This is a genomic window from Aliiroseovarius sp. F20344 (assembly GCF_023016155.1).
In the GTDB taxonomy this organism is placed as follows: Bacteria; Pseudomonadota; Alphaproteobacteria; order Rhodobacterales; family Rhodobacteraceae; genus Aliiroseovarius.
Map to the genome: position 1 here is coordinate 1,199,724 of NZ_JALKBG010000008.1, position 17,595 is coordinate 1,217,318.

General features: G+C 54.4%; 16 protein-coding genes. 9 read left to right on the forward strand and 7 right to left on the reverse strand.

What is annotated here, in order from left to right:
* The 5 genes from pstB to MWU55_RS14895 all read right to left on the reverse strand — a co-directional run bounded on the left by pstB (position 1) and on the right by MWU55_RS14895 (position 6,003).
* Positions 1-798 carry a phosphate ABC transporter ATP-binding protein PstB gene (pstB, locus tag MWU55_RS14875; protein WP_246937373.1) on the reverse strand — a complete coding sequence of 266 codons (798 nt, stop codon included), beginning with the start codon at positions 796-798 and terminating at the stop codon, positions 1-3.
* Positions 799-812: 14 nt separating this feature from the next.
* On the reverse strand, positions 813-2,177 hold the full coding sequence (gene pstA, locus MWU55_RS14880; protein ID WP_246937375.1) for a phosphate ABC transporter permease PstA: 1,365 nt from the start codon (positions 2,175-2,177) through the stop codon (positions 813-815).
* Positions 2,174-3,640 carry a phosphate ABC transporter permease subunit PstC gene (gene pstC, locus MWU55_RS14885; protein WP_246937377.1) on the reverse strand — a complete coding sequence of 489 codons (1,467 nt, stop codon included), beginning with the start codon at positions 3,638-3,640 and terminating at the stop codon, positions 2,174-2,176. Before pstC ends, pstA begins: the two co-directional genes overlap by 4 nt.
* Positions 3,641-3,734: 94 nt before the next feature.
* On the reverse strand, positions 3,735-4,787 hold the full coding sequence (locus MWU55_RS14890; RefSeq protein WP_246937942.1) for a substrate-binding domain-containing protein: 1,053 nt from the start codon (positions 4,785-4,787) through the stop codon (positions 3,735-3,737).
* 160 nt (positions 4,788-4,947) lie between these two features.
* Positions 4,948-6,003 (reverse strand): ATP-binding protein, encoded by a 1,056-nt coding sequence (locus tag MWU55_RS14895; protein WP_246937379.1) that lies wholly within the window; start codon positions 6,001-6,003, stop codon positions 4,948-4,950.
* A gap of 195 nt (positions 6,004-6,198) precedes the next feature.
* Between MWU55_RS14895 and MWU55_RS14900 the strand changes: the two genes are divergently transcribed.
* On the forward strand, positions 6,199-6,549 hold the full coding sequence (locus MWU55_RS14900; protein WP_246937381.1) for a hypothetical protein: 351 nt from the start codon (positions 6,199-6,201) through the stop codon (positions 6,547-6,549).
* Positions 6,550-6,552: 3 nt separating this feature from the next.
* Here the strand turns inward: MWU55_RS14900 and MWU55_RS14905 are convergent, their stop codons facing one another.
* Entirely contained in the window at positions 6,553-7,665 is a 1,113-nt protein-coding gene (locus MWU55_RS14905) for a DUF6456 domain-containing protein (protein ID WP_246937383.1), read from the reverse strand.
* Between the two features lie 243 nt (positions 7,666-7,908).
* On the opposite strand from MWU55_RS14905, the gene MWU55_RS14910 reads away from it, so the two are divergent.
* The gene (locus MWU55_RS14910; protein WP_246937386.1) at positions 7,909-8,202 is read left to right on the forward strand and encodes a DUF6477 family protein; all 294 of its coding nucleotides are present in this window, start codon (positions 7,909-7,911) and stop codon (positions 8,200-8,202) included.
* Positions 8,203-8,284: 82 nt separating this feature from the next.
* Here MWU55_RS14910 and MWU55_RS14915 read toward each other — a convergent pair whose 3' ends face one another.
* A complete protein-coding gene (locus MWU55_RS14915; RefSeq protein WP_246937388.1) occupies positions 8,285-9,823 on the reverse strand; it encodes a trimethylamine methyltransferase family protein in 1,539 nt (512 codons plus the stop codon).
* A gap of 184 nt (positions 9,824-10,007) precedes the next feature.
* On the opposite strand from MWU55_RS14915, the gene guaA reads away from it, so the two are divergent.
* From guaA to metA, 7 genes are all read left to right on the forward strand, one after another.
* Positions 10,008-11,567: a glutamine-hydrolyzing GMP synthase gene (gene guaA / locus MWU55_RS14920; protein WP_246937390.1), complete on the forward strand. Its 1,560-nt coding sequence runs from the start codon at positions 10,008-10,010 to the stop codon at positions 11,565-11,567.
* 352 nt (positions 11,568-11,919) lie between these two features.
* Positions 11,920-13,098 carry an SGNH/GDSL hydrolase family protein gene (locus MWU55_RS14925; RefSeq protein WP_246937392.1) on the forward strand — a complete coding sequence of 393 codons (1,179 nt, stop codon included), beginning with the start codon at positions 11,920-11,922 and terminating at the stop codon, positions 13,096-13,098.
* A 114-nt stretch (positions 13,099-13,212) separates the two neighbouring features.
* Complete coding sequence (locus MWU55_RS14930) at positions 13,213-13,506, forward strand: putative quinol monooxygenase (RefSeq protein ID WP_246937394.1); 294 nt, start codon at positions 13,213-13,215, stop codon at positions 13,504-13,506.
* Positions 13,503-14,375 (forward strand): DMT family transporter, encoded by an 873-nt coding sequence (locus MWU55_RS14935; RefSeq protein WP_348646240.1) that lies wholly within the window; start codon positions 13,503-13,505, stop codon positions 14,373-14,375. Before MWU55_RS14930 ends, MWU55_RS14935 begins: the two co-directional genes overlap by 4 nt.
* Before the next feature lie 187 nt (positions 14,376-14,562).
* Complete coding sequence (locus MWU55_RS14940) at positions 14,563-15,624, forward strand: hypothetical protein (protein WP_246937397.1); 1,062 nt, start codon at positions 14,563-14,565, stop codon at positions 15,622-15,624.
* Positions 15,625-15,745: 121 nt separating this feature from the next.
* Positions 15,746-16,603 (forward strand): ATPase, encoded by an 858-nt coding sequence (locus MWU55_RS14945; protein ID WP_246937399.1) that lies wholly within the window; start codon positions 15,746-15,748, stop codon positions 16,601-16,603.
* A 50-nt stretch (positions 16,604-16,653) separates the two neighbouring features.
* Positions 16,654-17,592 carry a homoserine O-succinyltransferase gene (gene metA, locus MWU55_RS14950; protein ID WP_246937401.1) on the forward strand — a complete coding sequence of 313 codons (939 nt, stop codon included), beginning with the start codon at positions 16,654-16,656 and terminating at the stop codon, positions 17,590-17,592.
* Positions 17,593-17,595 lie beyond the last annotated feature (3 nt).

Below are 17,595 nucleotides of genomic sequence, written 5' to 3' on the forward strand. Positions count from 1 at the left end.
TTAACCGATACGGCCAGTGATGTAGCTTTCAGTGCGCGGATCTTCTGGGTTGGTGAAAATCTTGGTGGTGTCATCATATTCCACAAGACTACCCAAGTGGAAAAATGCAGTCTTCTGACTGACACGCGCGGCCTGCTGCATTGAGTGGGTGACGATTACTACAGAATAGCTTTGGCGCAACTCATCGATCAGCTCTTCCACCTGAGCGGTCGCGATCGGATCAAGGGCCGAGCATGGCTCGTCCATCAGCAGCACTTCTGGTTCAGTCGCAACGGCGCGTGCGATACACAGACGCTGTTGCTGACCCCCGGACAGACCAGTACCGGGCGCATGCAGGCGGTCTTTCACCTCGTCCCAGATGGCACCGCGACGCAGGGATTTCTCGACAATCTCGTCCAGTTCTGCCTTGTTGCCGGCCAGACCGTGAATGCGCGGCCCATAGGCGATATTGTCATAGATCGACTTGGGGAACGGGTTGGGTTTCTGGAACACCATCCCAACCTTGGCACGCAGCTGAACGGGGTCGACGCGCTTGTCGTAGATGTCTTCGCCATCCAACAAAATCTCACCCTCGACACGGCAGATGTCGATCGTATCATTCATCCGGTTCAGGCAGCGCAGGAAGGTCGACTTGCCGCAACCCGACGGGCCGATGAACGCGGTCACGGTCTTGTCTTCAATCTCGACCGAGACGTCTTTGATGGCGTGATTGTCCGCATAATAGACTTGCACGTCTTTCGCCGAGATTTTCATATTGCTCATCTCTACGGCCCTTTCGATTTTCGTCATATCATTCATGTCAACGGCCTTCCCTACCAACGACGCTCAAACCGGCGACGCAGAATGATTGCAATGATGTTCATGGTCATCAGGAACACCAGAAGGATGATGATGCCGCCCCAAGCGCGTTCATAATACGCAGGGTCCGCACGTTTTGCCCATTCATAGATCTGGGCTGGCATGGCCGAGTTCGGAGACATGAAGCCCTCGATGATGCCGCCCGGATAGTTCGAGGCGATATAGCCCACCATCCCGATCAAAAGCAGCGGCGCGGTTTCGCCAAGCGCTTGCGCCAGACCGATGATGGTGCCCGTCAGGATGCCCGGCATGGCAAGCGGCAGCACGTGGTGGAACACGGTTTGCATTTTCGAGGCACCGATGCCCAGTGCGGCCTCTCGGATTGACGGCGGCACTGATTTCAGCGACGCGCGGGTCGAGATGATGATCGTTGGCAGCGTCATCAGGGTCAGCACCAAACCACCGACCAGCGGGGCCGATTGCGGCAGGTGTGCGAACTGAATGAACACGGCCAGACCGAGAATGCCGAAGACGATCGACGGCACAGCAGCCAGGTTCGAGATGTTCACCTCGATCAAGTCCGTAAACCAGTTCTGCGGTGCGAATTCTTCCAGATAGATTGAGGCGGCAACCCCGATGGGCAGCGCACAGGCCAGAACCACAAGCATCATATAAAGACTGCCCAGCATCGAAACGCCGATCCCAGCCTGCTCAGGGCGGCTTTCGGAAGCGTCCGCACCTGTGATGAAGCCTAGGTTGAAGCTTTTCGCCACAATACCCGCTTCTTTCAGCTGATCTACCACATCCAGATGCACGGGCGTTAGATTTTTGTCGCGGGCCAGGCTTTCGCGGGTCACGCGGTCTTTCAGATAGCCATCCACACGGGACGACGCCAGCAGGCGGAACTGTACGGTGTCCCCAATCCGGTCCGGGTTGGCGATCACGAAGCGGCGCAGATCGGCAGCAGCGCCCGACGAGAGCATTTTGCGCAGATCCTTGCCCTTAGCGAAGGGGTTCTCAATTCCCGCCTCTTCCATCGCCACCTTCAGCGCGTTTTCGATCAGCGGGTTGTAGCCAAAGGTCGTGACCTTCTTAATCTTCTCAATGTCGCGCTCACCGGTCTTGTCCAGCTTACTCTCCAGCAGCTCGACATCCAGCGTGATAAAGGTCTGTTGAAATGCTCCGACGCCTTTAAAAAAGATCGAGCTGATCAGAACGAGAAGGAACACCAGACCCACGGCAATCGCAACAATGCCATAGGCGCGGAAGCGGGCCTCGGCCGCGTTGCGTTTCTTGGTGCGCTGGTCCAGTTCAAGGATCGAGCTTTTGGTGGACGGCGCCCCCATCTCGGGGTCGTTTTGAAGACTTGCGTCGCTCATTCGTATTGCTCCCGATATTTGCGCACGATGTAAAGCGCAAGGACGTTCAGACCCAAGGTCAGAAGGAACAGGGTCATGCCAAGGGCGAAGGCGACAAGGGCTTCGGGGCTGGCAAAGTCACTGTCGCCGGTCAGCTGACTGACGATTTTGGCGGTTACAGTTGTCATGGCCTCGAACGGGTTCAGGTTCAGTCGGGCCGCGGCCCCTGCCCCCATCACCACGATCATGGTTTCCCCGATGGCGCGCGAGGCGGCAAGCAGGATAGCGCCCACGATGCCCGGCAGCGCTGCGGGCAGAACCACTTGCTTCACGGTTTCCGATTGCGTCGCACCCAGCCCATAGGACCCGTCGCGCATCGCCTGCGGAACAGCGTTAATGATGTCATCAGACAGTGAGGACACGAAGGGGATCAGCATGATGCCCATGACCAATCCGGCGGTCATCACCGAGCGCGCGCCCTGCATCCAGCCCAGACCATCCGCGCCGAAGAAATTCACCAGAAGTGGACCAACAACGGTCAGGGCAAACAGACCGTACACAATGGTCGGGATCCCGGCCAGAACCTCCAAGAGCGGCTTAGCAAAGGCACGGGTCGTGCGGCTTGCGTATTCTGACAGGTACACGGCGGCGAAAAGGCCGATGGGCACCGCAACCAAAAGCGCGACAATAGAGATATAAATCGTGCCCCAAAGCAGCGGCAGAATACCCAGATGCTCGGACCCACCTCGCCCTTCAGGTGACCACGTCAGGCCGAACAAGAAGTCGCTTGCCGGGAACATGCCGAAGAAGGTGATCGTGTTGAAGATCAGGGACAGGACAATGCCGATGGTGGTCAGGATGGCGATGGACGCCGCCCCGATCAGCAAGGTCTTCACCCCTCCCTCAACCGCATTGCGGGCGCGGAAATCTCCGCGCGTCATCATCATGGCAGCTATGAAACCTGCCGCAGCGACCGCAACCACAACGATTGTCATAAACAGGTTGCCGCTGGTGGTCTTGCCGCGCATTTCTTGCGCGGCTTTTAGAACCGAGGGGTCAACATCGCTGCCAAGCGCAACGCCAACTTGACCCAAAAGGCCGCGGACATCGGTCGTCTCGGTGCTGATTTGACTTACATCTTCAGCCGACATGACGCCTTGCGCAACAGCCACGTCCAAACCGTCGGCCACACGCTTTACGTCGCTCATGATCAGGTTCAATTGACCAGCGTCTTCATAGAGCTCAGAGGGAATAAGCGTCGACACCTGACCACTTATCAGCATCGGCTGAATAATCACCCACGCGCCCAACACCAAAACGGCCGGCACAAAGGCCAGCATCGCAACATTGAACCCATAATAGTTCGGAAGTGAATGAAGCAGGCGACGATCCCCGTGAACCGAGGATAAGGCGCGACTTCGTCCCTGTATGAACCCCACAGCGGCAAGCGCTAGGATGATCATTAGTAGCCAGAATGCAGACATTGAACGCTCTTGCAGCAAACATGTGGGTCTTTGCCCCGACCCACGGGATGGGTGAAGCGGCGCGGGGAATGCATCCCCGCGCCGCCTGATTGTCTTAGTTGGTCAGCACGTCTTCCGCAGCAACCGACGCCTGTGTGGCAGCCAGTTCCGGGTCGGCAACCAGACCGTATTCCGACAGCGGGCCGTCGGGGCCTGCAATCTCGTCGGCAACGAAGAACTCAGCGTATTCTTTCAGGCCGGGGATCACGCCGATATGCGCTTTCTTGATGTAGAAATACAGCGGACGCGACACCGGGTATTCACCAGTTGCGATGGTTTCGGTCGACGGTACAACACCCGACATGGTCGCCACGTTCAGCGTGTCGGTGTTGTTTTCATAAAATGCCAGACCGAAGATACCGATGCCGTCTTTGTTGGCGTCGATCGAGGCCAGCGTCTCGGTATAGTCGCCGTCGATATCAACCGATTTGCCATCGGTGCGCACTTTGTAGCACATCTTGGCTGCAGCTTTGGCCTTGGCTTTGTCGGTGTCGCCTTCGGCAGCGGCCAGGAACGCGTCATAAGCGCCGGTGGCTTTACAGCCAGCTTCCATCACCTTCACTTCGAACACTTCACGGGTGCCGTGCTTGGTGCCGGGAATAAAGGCCGCGATGTCTACGGCCGGCAGGTCGACATTGAAGTCAGCCCACTGGTTAAAGCTGTTGTCGACCAACTGGCCATCAACCATCACCTGTGCGCCCAAAGCGTTGTAGATGTCGGCCGGTTCAAAGGCGCTGAAGCCGGGGCCGTCGATTTGGCTGGCAAATACGATGCCGTCATACCCGATGCGAACCTCGACAATGTCGGTCACGCCAGCTTCGGCACAGGCTTTGATTTCTTTGTCCTTGATGGCGCGCGATGCGTTGGCCACGTCGATGGTGTTTTCGCCAACACCCTCACAGAAGCGCTTCAGACCAGCCGAAGAGCCACCCGATTCAACAACGGGGGTCGGGAAATCGAAGTTTTCACCGAAAGCTTCAGCAACGATCGAAGCATAAGGCAGAACGGTTGAGGAGCCAGCAACCTGCACCTGATCACGGGCTGTTGCAGCAGTGGCGGAAACGGCAGCGATCGCCAAGGTTGAGGCGGTCAGTTTCACGAAGGACATGGATATCTCCTGTTTGATCATTGTGACGTCCGTGGACGACATGACGCTCTCCTAAAGCCACTGATCAAAGCTTTTGTGAATGTTATGTAACAGGAGTATGACAATCGCACCGATTTGGACGGAATCTGAGGTTAACGCCGTGAAATAGTTAACGGCGCCCTCACTTTGATCGCTGAAGATCATCACGCAACAGAACCGAAAACCTGCTGCCTTCACCTATGGCGCTTTCGATACGAAGCCGGCCACGGTGGCGATTGATAATATGTTTCACAATCGCAAGCCCCAAGCCAGTGCCTCCCAGTTCACGCGACCGGTGGCTGTCGACGCGATAAAAACGCTCGGTCAATCGTGACAGGTGATATTCTGGTATGCCGGGGCCGTCATCTTGAACCGCGATGCAAATGGCAGGTCCTTTAAACGCAGGGAGCATGTCGAGGCGCGAGACCGTAACAGTTACCTCACCACCCTTGCGGCCATATTTAATGGCGTTTTCAATCAGATTTGTGAACACTTGCGCGAGTTGATCCAAGTCGCCGGCAACCAAAACAGGCGTCCCAATCTTTTTATCAATGCTGATTGTAACATCACCTGCTGCCGCTGTTTGCGACAGGGCGTTGTTCACGGATTGCAGGATGGCGCAGACATCAACACTGTCTTTCGGGCGCATACGCACCATGTCTTCAACCCGGCTGAGCGACAGAAGGTCCGCCACCAATCTGTTCATGCGCTTTCCCTCAGCCTCCATAATGCCAAGAAACCGCTCCCGCGCCTCTGGATCATCCCGTGCTGGACCGCGTAACGTCTCGATAAACCCGGTTAAGGCTGTCAGGGGCGTGCGCAATTCATGGCTGACATTTGCTACAAAATCGGACCGCATTTGCCCGGCTTCCTCTTGCGACTTCACATCCATGAAAGTCAGAAGCACTCCGTTTTCACTTTCCTTACCCGTGATCACGCGGTCCAAATGAACCTCATACACCACGTCCTGTCCAGCTTCGGTCACGATGAAACCAACCTGCCCCGCCTGCCCATCGGACATGGTCTTTTCGATCTGATCCGACAAGGATGGTTGGCGCAGAGCTGTCACATAGTGACGCCCGTTAAGCTCCATGTTCAAAAGCGACTGGGCTTTGGCATTTGAAGATCGAATGCGGCTGTCTTCGCCAATAAAAATCGCCGCGATGGGCAATGCATCCAGAATACTGTGCGCAACCATTGCCAACCCTGTCTTCTGTTATACTGAAGTCGTTCTACAGTCTCGCAAGACATGACGCCTTGCGAGGCGTGGGTCAATTCATGATTTTATTCGCACAGGTTGCATTGCGTCTTCACCAATACCCCCATTGGTGATATCCGGACGTTCTGGGGTGAAAATCAGAAAGCGGAAACCACTCCTAGTTTCTATTGGGGAATGAAGCAGGCAGTGCAGTCAAAACTAAAGATCTTGTTTCTGGGCACAACGCGCGATTTGGCCGACTTGAACGATGTATCAAGCCGCGAGGTCTTTATGGCCTGTAGTGTCTTTTCACGCCTCAGCACTCAACAGCTTTCAGATCTTGAATTTGATGCCGTCGTCTCGCATTTTATTTGCGATACGCTTGACTGCCTTGAGGTCAGTCAAAAGCTGGTTGGCGCAGGTTTCAAGGGACCATATTATGTTCTGGTCGCTGACATTCCTGATCCAAAGATCATCGCGAGCGAGATCAATCACGCCTGCCCAGACATCAATATTCGCATTGTCACGACACCTCTTCTGATCTGATCCTCAATAGATCAATTCGTGATCTTCACCGGGCTGATTATTATAATGTCTCGCCAAGTATTTAAGCGCGATCCGCAGCATGTATTTTCCTGAACGAGCAGGCATCGACATTTCCCGTTCGACGCACTCCATGCCCTTCTCATGGCAGCATACTGCAACCGCCAGCTCTGCCAATTCGGGCCCGATGGCTTTGATGGCTGCCGCGAACCTGCACTGTGCATCCAGTTTTCGGTCCGACTTATGGTCAGAGGCGCACTGAAACATCGCTTCGCCCCCATCACGTAACCACGTCGACCAGTTCCCACTCGTCTGTGAGTGCTCGAACTGCCCCAAGGCAAAGTCACGATTCAATCGCTCTGCCGCCAAAACCAGATCTGACCCCAGATAGGGTTTATCCTTCCCACGCTTGCGCGCCAAAACACGCACCGGTGTTTCTGCCCCGGCTGACCTTGATTTACGACGCTTCGCGCGGGCGCCCGTCTCTTGACCCCCAACTGAACCCGCACCCGATACGCTCCCAGCGGCCAAAAACGAAGATTGGCTTTCCGCAAACCCCGTTGCCCGCGATTCCTGTTGGGCCAGAAGCTTGTTTAACGCCTGGCGGCCCGCCGTTGTGATCTGATACCGCGCCACGCGGCCTTTGTCGTCGCCCTTGATCCACTCAAGTAAAGCGAGCAGCTCCACCACACCAACAGGTGCTTTGGCAACAGCCACCGGATCTTCATTTGGCATCGTCTTCAACACCACAGCCGTGTCGACCCCCTTGCCCACAACAAGGCTTGTGTTCGCGGCCAGCAGCGACCGCAAAACACGCGTTAGATAAGGTGTCATCGGGTCATCATTTGCATCTTCAAATGAGAATGACACCGTCCCGTCCGCGCTGTCCTGCAATTCCCCACCCAAACGCGACAAAAGGGAATCCACCAAAGGATCTTCGCGGCGCGCTTCTGTTTTCCGCACCTGACGAAGAACGGTGGACGCGTGTACCCCCATTCGCCGTGCAATAGCGCGAATGGATTCACCCTCTTCAGTGTGTTTCAGATAAGTTTGAACTTCATTTGGCAACCAATTCATGATGGATTTGCAGTCAATCTCGGTAGCAATTGTGTTGTGCATTTACGCCCCTTCCAGATTCCAACCCCCAAATCTACGCCGCCCCAAAGGCGCAACCCGCGGTTGTTTCAAAGCCGAACTGGCCTATCCATTTATGGTTACCGGTCCGTTAACTAAGTCATTACTCCTCAACACTAGTTTCCAAAATCATAACAACTGTTAACGCCTGCGTACGGCGAAGAGGTGTGGCGCAACACCCCTTTTGGTTGAGTCATGATGCCGTGGAATCACAACAACGAGGCTTCCATGACAAGCACCACCGACATCCTGAAAACCCTGCGCCGCCCCCGTCTTCTTGTCCGCGCAGCACGGTTTGGGTTGAGCGATTACAACCGGGATAAAGATTTGAAAAAACTTATGAAAACCAGCTCGACGCCATCGCCATCACAGGCCGTCGATGGGTTGCTTGCCACTGAAGCTCAGCTGGAAGACACGCGAAAAGCAGGGGATGCGTCCTATTCCTGTGCGCGTCATGTCGAAGTTCTGATTGCCCTTCTGGCTGAACTTCAGTTGCTGCCGCGAACGGCACCGAAAATCTAAAAGATTTAAACTCAGATAAAAATAGAAAGGGGGCCGTTAAGCCCCCTTTCCAGAGTGTTAATCATTCTGAACGCGCAACAGCTTAGGTGAAGGCATCTGGCATCGACGCTTTCTTCTCGGCGATATAGTCCTTCAGACCTTCTGCAATACCGGGATCCAGTGTTGGCTCCTGATAATCAGACAACAACTTCTTGACCTTTTCAGTGGCCAGGGCTTGCGTGTCACGCCCACCTTCTTCTTCCCAAGTCTCGTAGGGCTTGTAGTCCAAAAGCTCAGAGCGCCAGAAGGCCGATTTGAAGTTCTTTTGGGTGTGATCGCACCCAAGATAGTGACCGCCCGGACCAACCTCGCGGATGGCATCCATCGCTTGCGCATTGGTATCCACTTCAACGCCTTTGGCGATGCCATGCAGCACACCAAGTTGATCTGCGTCCATCACGAACTTCTCGAAGGAGGCAACTAGCCCCCCTTCCAGCCAACCGGCCGAGTGCAGCATGAAGTTCACGCCTGACAGAAGTCCGGTATTCAGGCTGTTCGCAGTCTCGTAAGCCGCCTGTGCATCAGGAAGTTTCGATCCGTTGAACGATCCTGCTGAACGGTAGGGCAAGCCCAGACGACGGAACAGCTGCCCTGCCCCGTAGGTCACATTTGCAGCTTCAGGGGTTCCGAAAGTCGGTGCGCCCGAGTTCATGTCGATCGAGCTTACAAACGTGCCTGCCACAACCGGCGCGCCTTTGCGCACAAGCTGGCTATAGGCCACACCTGCCAGAACCTCAGCCAGAACTTGCGTCAGCGTTCCCGCCACCGATACGGGCGCCATCGCGCCACCCACGATGAAGGGTGAGATGATCGAGGCTTGGTTATTGGCTGCAAACACCTCCATCGCGCCCATCATCACATCATCAAACTGCATCGGCGAGTTGATGTTGATCAACGAGGTCATCACAGTGTTTTGCTGCACAAACTCTTTGCCAAAAAGAATCTCGCACATTTCAACGCTATCTTGCGCGCGTTCAGGCGCGGTGACCGAGCCCATGAAAGGCTTGTCAGACAGGGTCATATGGGCGTGCAGCATATCAAGGTGACGTTTGTTCACCGGCACGTCGGTCGGTTCGCAAACGGTACCACCCGAATGGTGCAGGTATTTGGACATATAACCCAAACGCACGAAGTTGCGGAAATCCTCGATCGTGGCGTAACGGCGGCCACCATCGGCGTCACGTACAAAAGGCGGGCCATAAACTGGCGCCAGCACCAGGGTTTTGCCGCCAATTTCGACGCTCCGCTCTGGGTTGCGCGCATGCTGTGTGTAGCTTGAGGGTGCCGTCTTACAAAGCTCGCGTGCCAGCCCACGTGGGATCCGTACGCGTTCACCATCGATATCCGCGCCTGCTTCTTTCCAGCGTTCCAAGGCGGCTGGGTTTTCAACGAAATTAACGCCAATCTCTTCCAACACGGTTTCCGCGTTGTATTCGATAATCTCCATCGCCTCTTCATTGAGAATCTCAAGATTCGGGATGTTGCGCGTAATGAACTTTTCACACTCAATCTTGACAGCAGTGCGTTCTGCGCGACGGGCAGCACCACCGCCACCACGGCGGCGTGTTCGAGCCTCGGCCATGGGAAACCTCCAATTTGTCCTGTTGCATCCTAGATAGGTCAGGCGCCGTCGCAAATCTGCCCCCAAGCGGCCTTGCAGGTGCAAAAACGACATTCTCGAGATTAGGGTCGTAAAAATCACATTTTGGTGCCAGATCATGCAGCCCGGACTTGCGCAAACCCGCCCGCTGCCCTAAGCGGTCAACATGACAGATCAGAGCCACGACCGCCTTCTTATCATCGACTTCGGAAGCCAGGTGACGCAGCTGATTGCGCGCCGCCTACGCGAGCTGAACGTCTATTGCGAAATTCACCCCTATCAGAACGTCACGATGGACTTCGTGCGCGAGATGGCACCCAAAGCGGTGATCTTCTCGGGCGGGCCTGACAGCGTGACACGCGAAGGGTCTCCGCGCGCACCGCAGGAGATCTTTGACTATGGCGTTCCGATCCTGGGGATCTGCTATGGTCAGCAAACGATGATGACCCAGTTGGGCGGCAGGGTCGAAAGCGGGCATGGCACGGCCGAGTTCGGACGCGCCTACGTCACCCCCAAAGCCAAACTGGATTTGCTGGACGGCTGGTTCGAAGACGGGGACGAACAGGTTTGGATGAGCCACGGCGACCATGTTTCTGAAATCGCACCGGGATTTGAGGTTTACGGAACCTCTCCCAACGCGCCATTTGCGATCACCGCAGACATCAAACGTCACTTCTATGCGGTACAATTCCACCCGGAAGTGCACCACACGCCCAACGGCGCGAAGCTGTATGAGCAATTCGTGAAACTGGCAGGCTTCAAAGGCGATTGGACCATGGGTGCCTATCGCGAAGAAGCCATCCGCGTGATCCGCGAACAGGTGGGCGACAAAAAGGTCATCTGTGGTCTGTCGGGCGGCGTCGACAGCTCGGTCGCGGCGGTGCTGATCCACGAAGCGATCGGCGATCAACTGACCTGCGTCTTTGTTGACCACGGGCTTTTGCGCAAGGGCGAGGCCGAAGAGGTCGTCACCATGTTCCGCGACAATTACAACATGGCGCTGATCCATGCCGATGAACAGGAGCTGTTTCTGGGCGAGCTTGACGGACAATCGGACCCCGAAACCAAGCGCAAGATCATCGGCAAGCTCTTCATCGACGTATTCCAGAAACACGCCGACACGATTGACGGGGCCGAGTTCCTGGCCCAAGGCACGCTCTACCCCGATGTCATTGAATCTGTGAGCTTTTCCGGCGGACCTTCGGTGACCATCAAGTCGCACCACAATGTGGGTGGCCTGCCTGAAAAGATGGGCCTGAAACTGGTTGAGCCGCTGCGCGAGCTGTTCAAAGACGAAGTGCGTGCCTTGGGGCGTGAACTTGGCTTGCCACAAAGCTTCATCGGCCGCCACCCCTTCCCCGGTCCGGGTCTGGCCATTCGCTGCCCTGGCGAGATTACCCGCGCCAAGCTGGACATCCTACGCGAGGCGGACGCGGTCTATATCGACCAGATCCGCAAACATGGTCTTTATGACGAGATCTGGCAGGCCTTCGTGGCCATCCTGCCCGTACGTACAGTGGGCGTGATGGGCGACGGGCGGACCTATGATTATGCCTGTGCGCTGCGCGCCGTAACCTCGGTCGATGGGATGACGGCAGATTACTATCCGTTTAGCCATGAGTTCCTTGGCGAGACCGCGACACGCATCATCAACGAAGTAAAAGGGATCAACCGTGTCACCTATGATGTGACCTCGAAGCCACCGGGCACGATTGAGTGGGAGTGAGCATGGGGAGTTTTTTCCCCACTGTGAACTTCGGATAACCTAAGGTATTCGTTTAGCCTTTCCGCCTTTTCGTTCAGGGCACAAATCAGCTGCGCCCTGAATCTGCGTCGTACAGTTTGAGGCGTCGGACTGGCGGTGCCTTGCTCCGGTGCAAACTGTAAGTGTTTGCTGCACAAGCTGATTTTACAGGCACTGCAGAGTTTCTAGGCGCTCCCGACTTTTAGGTATTTGATGACTCAGTCAGTCAGACCACTTAGTACGATGGGTGCGTCAACTCAGACGAAAACTGTTCGCAATGCTCTGTCATAAAAAATTTCAAGACGCGTTTTTCAAAGTGAACTAAGATATCCACATGAGTTTAATTAAAAATGCATTCACGATTTTGACGGCGAGCGCATTAGGTTTGGGATTTGTAGAGATATTTTTGTCTCAAACAGACTTTTTGCAGAAGTCTTTTGGCGTCCATCAATCAAGGATGGACGCTGGATTAGAGCTTCATGATCACGAGCACCATTTCTGTTATGGCCCCAAGGATCGACTAAGATATGATGAGGCGCTCGTCGGAATGGAGCACCCCAATCAGCGATATTTTGAATTTAGAAATGATGGTGTTTCGCTTCACACCTATAACGATCACGGCTTGAGAGTATCAATGAAAGAAGCCACCCCACAAGATAGTGTGGTCGTGCTTGGGGATTCTTTTGCACGCGGAACGCTTGCGGACGACACCGAAACAATTCCTGCTTTTCTAACGAGATGGGCCAACGGGCCGGTATTTTACAATTTTGGGATTGGTGGTCATGGCCCCACACAACACTTAATTAACTACCAAAGACACTCATCTCTGCACCCACATGACTATGTGATGCTGCTCTACTACCTTGGGAATGATGCTCAGAATGAGCGGGATCTTCCGGCCCGGCTGGTACGTGCGAAGGAAGTTCATGCTAAACGCTCTGGTTCTTCAGAAAGCTCGCAGAATTCGTTCAAAATAAAAATCAACACATTCTTGGAAAAGTCTAACACCGGTCGCTTGTTGGTACAGGCAAAACGTAGAATGGAGGACGTGTATGAAGGTGGTTCGCAAACCAATTCCGACCCACACGAAACCGCCAATTTGGTCAAAAAACCTTTGAGTCAGATTTTGGTCGCCGCAAACTCCGGAGGTAAACGGCTTTCTATTGTGACCATTCCTTCAAGAGAAGCATACGACGAGACGAATTTCCCAGCGCCACAGGTAAGCGCTCAAAGAGAAATAATGCGTCTTCAAAAAGAGATAATCGATGAATTCTCAAAGCAACACGATGTGCCGGTCCTACATCTTGATGATGCATTCGAACGCCAAGGAATTGATTTTAAAGAAATATATGGATGGCCTGATCCCCATTTCAACGAACGTGGTTACTACATTTCGGCTGTTGAAATTGGCAACTTCCTTTCTGAAAGTTACGGACTGACATTCACTTTCGAAAACACGTATGTCAACGAGACCCAATATACACCAGAAACGGCGAGCTGCCCCCCTGAATGACAAGGTTTTCGGCATCCAAGATGTGAATTAGATGTACCGGGAGACACAGGATAAATGTACGTCAGAAGAAACTAACGTCTCGCCATCTTGCATTCGGGTTGATAGCCCTTGGTCATGACCAGAAACCCAAATATCGTCCTGACAGGTTATGTTGATGTGCCTGACGACCGTCTTGAGGTTGTGCGTGCTGCCCTGCCCGGTCACATCGCGCTGACCCGAGCTGAACCTGGCTGCCTTTCATTTCATGTAGAAGAAGACCCGAACACAGCCGGCAGGTTTAATGTTGCTGAACGGTTTACGGATCGCGCATCCTTTGACGCGCACCAGACCCGCATGAAAGCATCCAACTGGGCAACGATCACGGCCGGAATCCCAAGACACTACAATGTGGTCGAGGTTGATCCGTGACACCAACACTCCGCGCGGCACTCTGGATGACCGGAGCCATTGCGTCGTTTTCGATCATGGCCATTGCGGGGCGCGCGGTGAGCACTCAACTCGATACATTCGAGCTGATGATGTATCGATCGCTCGTGGGCCTGTGCATTGTTCTGTGTGTACTAACCCTTGGCGGCCGCTGGAACCATATTTCCCGACGCCAGTTAGGTCTCCACTTTCTCCGGAACCTCGCGCATTTCGCAGGCCAAAACCTTTGGTTCTTCGCACTGACACTCATCCCGCTGGCACAGGTGTTTGCGCTTGAATTCACTTCACCGCTTTGGGTTGTGTTTATGGCCCCAGTGCTTTTGGGCGAACGTCTGAAAGCCAGTCAGATCCTCTGCGTCATCAGTGGCTTTGTCGGCATCCTGATTATCGTCGCACCAACGCTTTCAGAACCGTCAACGTCCACCGGAACGTTGTCAGCTGCGCTGGCTGCGATCTGTTTTGCCTTGACCGCAGTGTTCACCCGCAAGCTGACCAGAACTCAGTCCACCCTATCAATCTTGTTTTGGCTAACCTTGATGCAATTGGTGTTCGGATTGGCAACCGCAGGAGCAGATGGTTCAATCACGCTTCCACAAGGCGCCAATATCCTCTGGCTCGTGCTGATCGGGTGCGCGGGATTGCTGGCGCATACCTGCCTTACCCAGGCACTTTCGCTTGCCCCCGCCTCCATCGTGATCCCCATAGACTTCACACGCTTGCCTTTGATCGCAGTGGCTGGTGCGTTCTTCTATGATGAACCGGTTGGAATTGCCCTTCTGATTGGAAGTGCAATCATCATCTCTGCCAACGTTCTGAGCATCCGAATCTCGGAAAACACCGCGCACAACTGACCCGGCAACGACATGAAAACCAACGGATTTTCTCCGCAATCGTGTCAAAACAACACCTTTGAGCAACCAATTTACGACCTGACGTCACATTACCCAAAGTAAAGATTGACCGATTAAGCCCCCAACAAATACGATTTTCTCTAACGCCGTTCGGAGGATGCGGCAGAGAAGAATCCAGGGAGGAAACATGAAAAGACAAACCTTAACAATCGCAGCTGCATTGACTGCCGTAGCGACAAGCGCACAGGCGGGGATTGACCGTTCTGGCCAGGATATTGGAGTGCTGTTTGAAGAGGGCAACTACTTCAAATTCAGCTTCGCCAATGTAAGCCCAGACATCACCAGCGAAGCAGCTGGTGTTACGACCTCGGCCTCGGATTTCTCGACCTTCTCGTTTGGGTACAAACAGCAGTTCAACGATAAGCTGAGCTTTGCGTTGATCTGGGACCAGCCATACGGCGCGGACATCGACTATATCGATGGCCCGGCTGCTGGTGGGTTTGCACATATCGACAGCACACAGATCACCGGCATCCTGCGCTATGAAATGGGCAACGGGTTCTCGGTTCACGGTGGTGCATTCGCGCAGAAGATCTCTGGTCAAGTTCTGACCGGTTCCGGCCTTCTTGATGCCTCTGGCGACACCGAATGGGGTGGCGTAGCAGGCGTTGCCTACGAACGGCCAGACATCGCTTTGCGCGTAGCTCTGACCTACTTCTCAGGCATTGATCATGAGCTAACTGGTACACACTCGATCCCACCCGGTGTAAACCCGCTTCTACCAGCAGGTCTGACGACCCCGGCAACTGGCACTGTATCCATGCCCGAAGCGTTCAATCTGGACTTCCAGACCGGTATTGCACAAGACACGCTGTTGTTCGGTTCGATCCGGCATGCCAAGTATGAAGGTATTTCGTTGGATACTGTCAGCCCACTGGGTGCGGTCAACTGGGTAAACTTCGTGGATGATGTCACCAGCTATGAGCTGGGCATTGGTCGCAAGTTGAACGACAACTGGTCGGTTGCTCTGATGTTGGGCTATGAAGATGGTGCCGATACCGGCGATACCTTCCTTGCCCCTGCCGGTGCGTCGCGTTCTATCGGACTTGGTGCGACTTACACACATGAGAACATCAAAATCTCTGGCGGTGTTCGCTACACCAAATTCAGCGAGAAAACTGTGCTTGGTCTGGTGCCCTTCGAGGGCGACGCCATCAGTGCAGGTGTAAGCATCGGGATCGGCTTCTGATCTAGCGCTTAATATGTATCGAAAACGCCCTGCCCAGTGCGGGGCGTTTTCTTTTTGACGCTAAGGGTTTGACCCGCCTTACGCCGCCGTTTACCAAAGGCTGAACGAAACGAGGTCGCAGATGATCTATCAAACCGCTCAGGACTGGCAAAAGGCACCGCACAAACGCGTGCTGTTTTTTGGCATGTCCGGTTTGGGCAAAACCTATCTGTCGAACTTGTTGCGCGATCAGGGGGACTGGTTCCACTATTCTGTCGATTACCGGATCGGAACGCGCTACATGGGCGAACATATCGCCGACAACTTCAAAGCTGAGGCAATGAAGGTCCCTTTTCTGCGTGAACTTCTGATGTCGGATTCCATCCGCATCACATCAAAGATCAGTTTTGACAACCTTAGCCCCGTGGCCAGCTATCTGGGAAAACCGGGAAGTCCCGACAAAGGCGGTCTTCCGATTGACGAATATCGCCGCCGGCAAGAACAGTTTAAGCAAGCCGAGATCGCAGCCCTTAACGACACGGCGCATTTCATTGATCGCGCCGAGCGTATCTATGGCTATCCGCATTTCATCTGTGACAGCGGTGGATCTATTTGCGAATGGATTGATGCAGCCTTGGGCGATCTGGACCCGTTGATCAAAGAGCTGTCTCAGCATTGCCTTCTTGTGTGGCTGAAAGGTGATGAGGCCCACACCCAAGAGCTGGTGAAGCGCTTTGACCGTGCTCCCAAACCGATGGCCTATCAACCGGAGTTTCTGGCGCGCGTTTGGAAAGAATATCTCAGTGAATTCAATGTTAAAGAAGATGACGTTGATCCCAATGACTTCATCCGCTGGACCTATGCGCAGGCGCTTGCCCACCGGCAACCGCTATACGAGCACATGGCACGTTATGGCGTCACACTCTGTGCACATGAGGTTGCACAGATCAAATCCCCCGAGGATTTCGACCGAATGATCGCGGCCGCCATTGAAGCCTAAGCGGCATTCCCCATTTACTCTACTTACACCAACGAAAAAGGACCGGTTCCATGCCCATCAAGATCCCCTCGACTCTGCCAGCCGTAGACGTGCTGAAAGACGAAGGCGTGATGGTCATGCCCGAGGATCAGGCCGCAAAACAGGACATCCGCCCGATGCGGATTGCACTGTTGAACCTGATGCCCAAGAAAATCGAGACCGAGACACAATTTGCCCGCCTGATCGGATCACATCCGCTTCAGATCGAATTGACCTTGCTTCGCCCGTCCGAGCACACGTCCAAAAACACCAGTGAGGCGCATATCGGTGCGTTCTACCAGCCGTGGGAAGACGTCAAAGACCAGAAATTTGACGGGTTGATCATCACAGGGGCCCCGATCGAACACCTTCCGTTCGAAGACGTCACCTATTGGGATGAACTGATCCAAATTCTGGATTGGACCCAGACCAATGTACACTCCACCTTTGGCGTTTGTTGGGGTGGCATGGCGATGATTTACCATTTCCATGGTGTGCAGAAACACATTCTGGACGCCAAGGCATTTGGCTGCTTCCCGCAAAAGAACCTGTCACCCGCATCTCCGTATTTGCGAGGTTTTTCTGATAGTTGCGTTGTACCGGTCAGCCGTTGGACGGAAATGAAACAAGGCGAAGTTGACGCCGCCTCTGGCTTGAAAACGCTGCTTGGGTCGGACGACACCGGGCCGTGCTTGATTGAGGACAAGGCCCATCGTGCGCTCTATATCTTCAATCACTTTGAGTATGATGATCTGACGCTGAAAGGCGAATACGACCGTGATGTTGCCAAGGGCGCACCGATCAATGTGCCGATGAACTACTACCCGGGTGACGATCCCAGCCAGCCGCCCGAGAACCGCTGGCGCAGTCACGCGCATCTTCTGTATCAAAACTGGATCTCCGAGATGTATATGACCACGCCATATGACATCAACCAGATTGGTCAGGCCGTGAAGGATCGTCGCGTCTAAGCC

Bases quoted from the DNA above. Each gene is read 5' to 3' on its own strand.
- MWU55_RS14895 (WP_246937379.1), bottom strand. From the start codon at position 6,003: ATGGTTGCGCACAGTATTCTGGATGCATTGCCCATCGCGGCGATTTTT.
- MWU55_RS14940 (WP_246937397.1), top strand. From the start codon at position 14,563: ATGAAAAGACAAACCTTAACAATCGCAGCTGCATTGACTGCCGTAGCG.
- MWU55_RS14890 (WP_246937942.1), bottom strand. From the start codon at position 4,787: ATGTCCTTCGTGAAACTGACCGCCTCAACCTTGGCGATCGCTGCCGTT.
- MWU55_RS14900 (WP_246937381.1), top strand. From the start codon at position 6,199: ATGAAGCAGGCAGTGCAGTCAAAACTAAAGATCTTGTTTCTGGGCACA.
- pstC (WP_246937377.1), bottom strand. From the start codon at position 3,640: ATGTCTGCATTCTGGCTACTAATGATCATCCTAGCGCTTGCCGCTGTG.
- pstB (WP_246937373.1), bottom strand. From the start codon at position 798: ATGAATGATATGACGAAAATCGAAAGGGCCGTAGAGATGAGCAATATG.
- MWU55_RS14925 (WP_246937392.1), top strand. From the start codon at position 11,920: ATGAGTTTAATTAAAAATGCATTCACGATTTTGACGGCGAGCGCATTA.
- MWU55_RS14930 (WP_246937394.1), top strand. From the start codon at position 13,213: ATGACCAGAAACCCAAATATCGTCCTGACAGGTTATGTTGATGTGCCT.
- guaA (WP_246937390.1), top strand. From the start codon at position 10,008: ATGACAGATCAGAGCCACGACCGCCTTCTTATCATCGACTTCGGAAGC.
- pstA (WP_246937375.1), bottom strand. From the start codon at position 2,177: ATGAGCGACGCAAGTCTTCAAAACGACCCCGAGATGGGGGCGCCGTCC.
- metA (WP_246937401.1), top strand. From the start codon at position 16,654: ATGCCCATCAAGATCCCCTCGACTCTGCCAGCCGTAGACGTGCTGAAA.
- MWU55_RS14945 (WP_246937399.1), top strand. From the start codon at position 15,746: ATGATCTATCAAACCGCTCAGGACTGGCAAAAGGCACCGCACAAACGC.
- MWU55_RS14915 (WP_246937388.1), bottom strand. From the start codon at position 9,823: ATGGCCGAGGCTCGAACACGCCGCCGTGGTGGCGGTGGTGCTGCCCGT.
- MWU55_RS14910 (WP_246937386.1), top strand. From the start codon at position 7,909: ATGACAAGCACCACCGACATCCTGAAAACCCTGCGCCGCCCCCGTCTT.
- MWU55_RS14905 (WP_246937383.1), bottom strand. From the start codon at position 7,665: ATGCACAACACAATTGCTACCGAGATTGACTGCAAATCCATCATGAAT.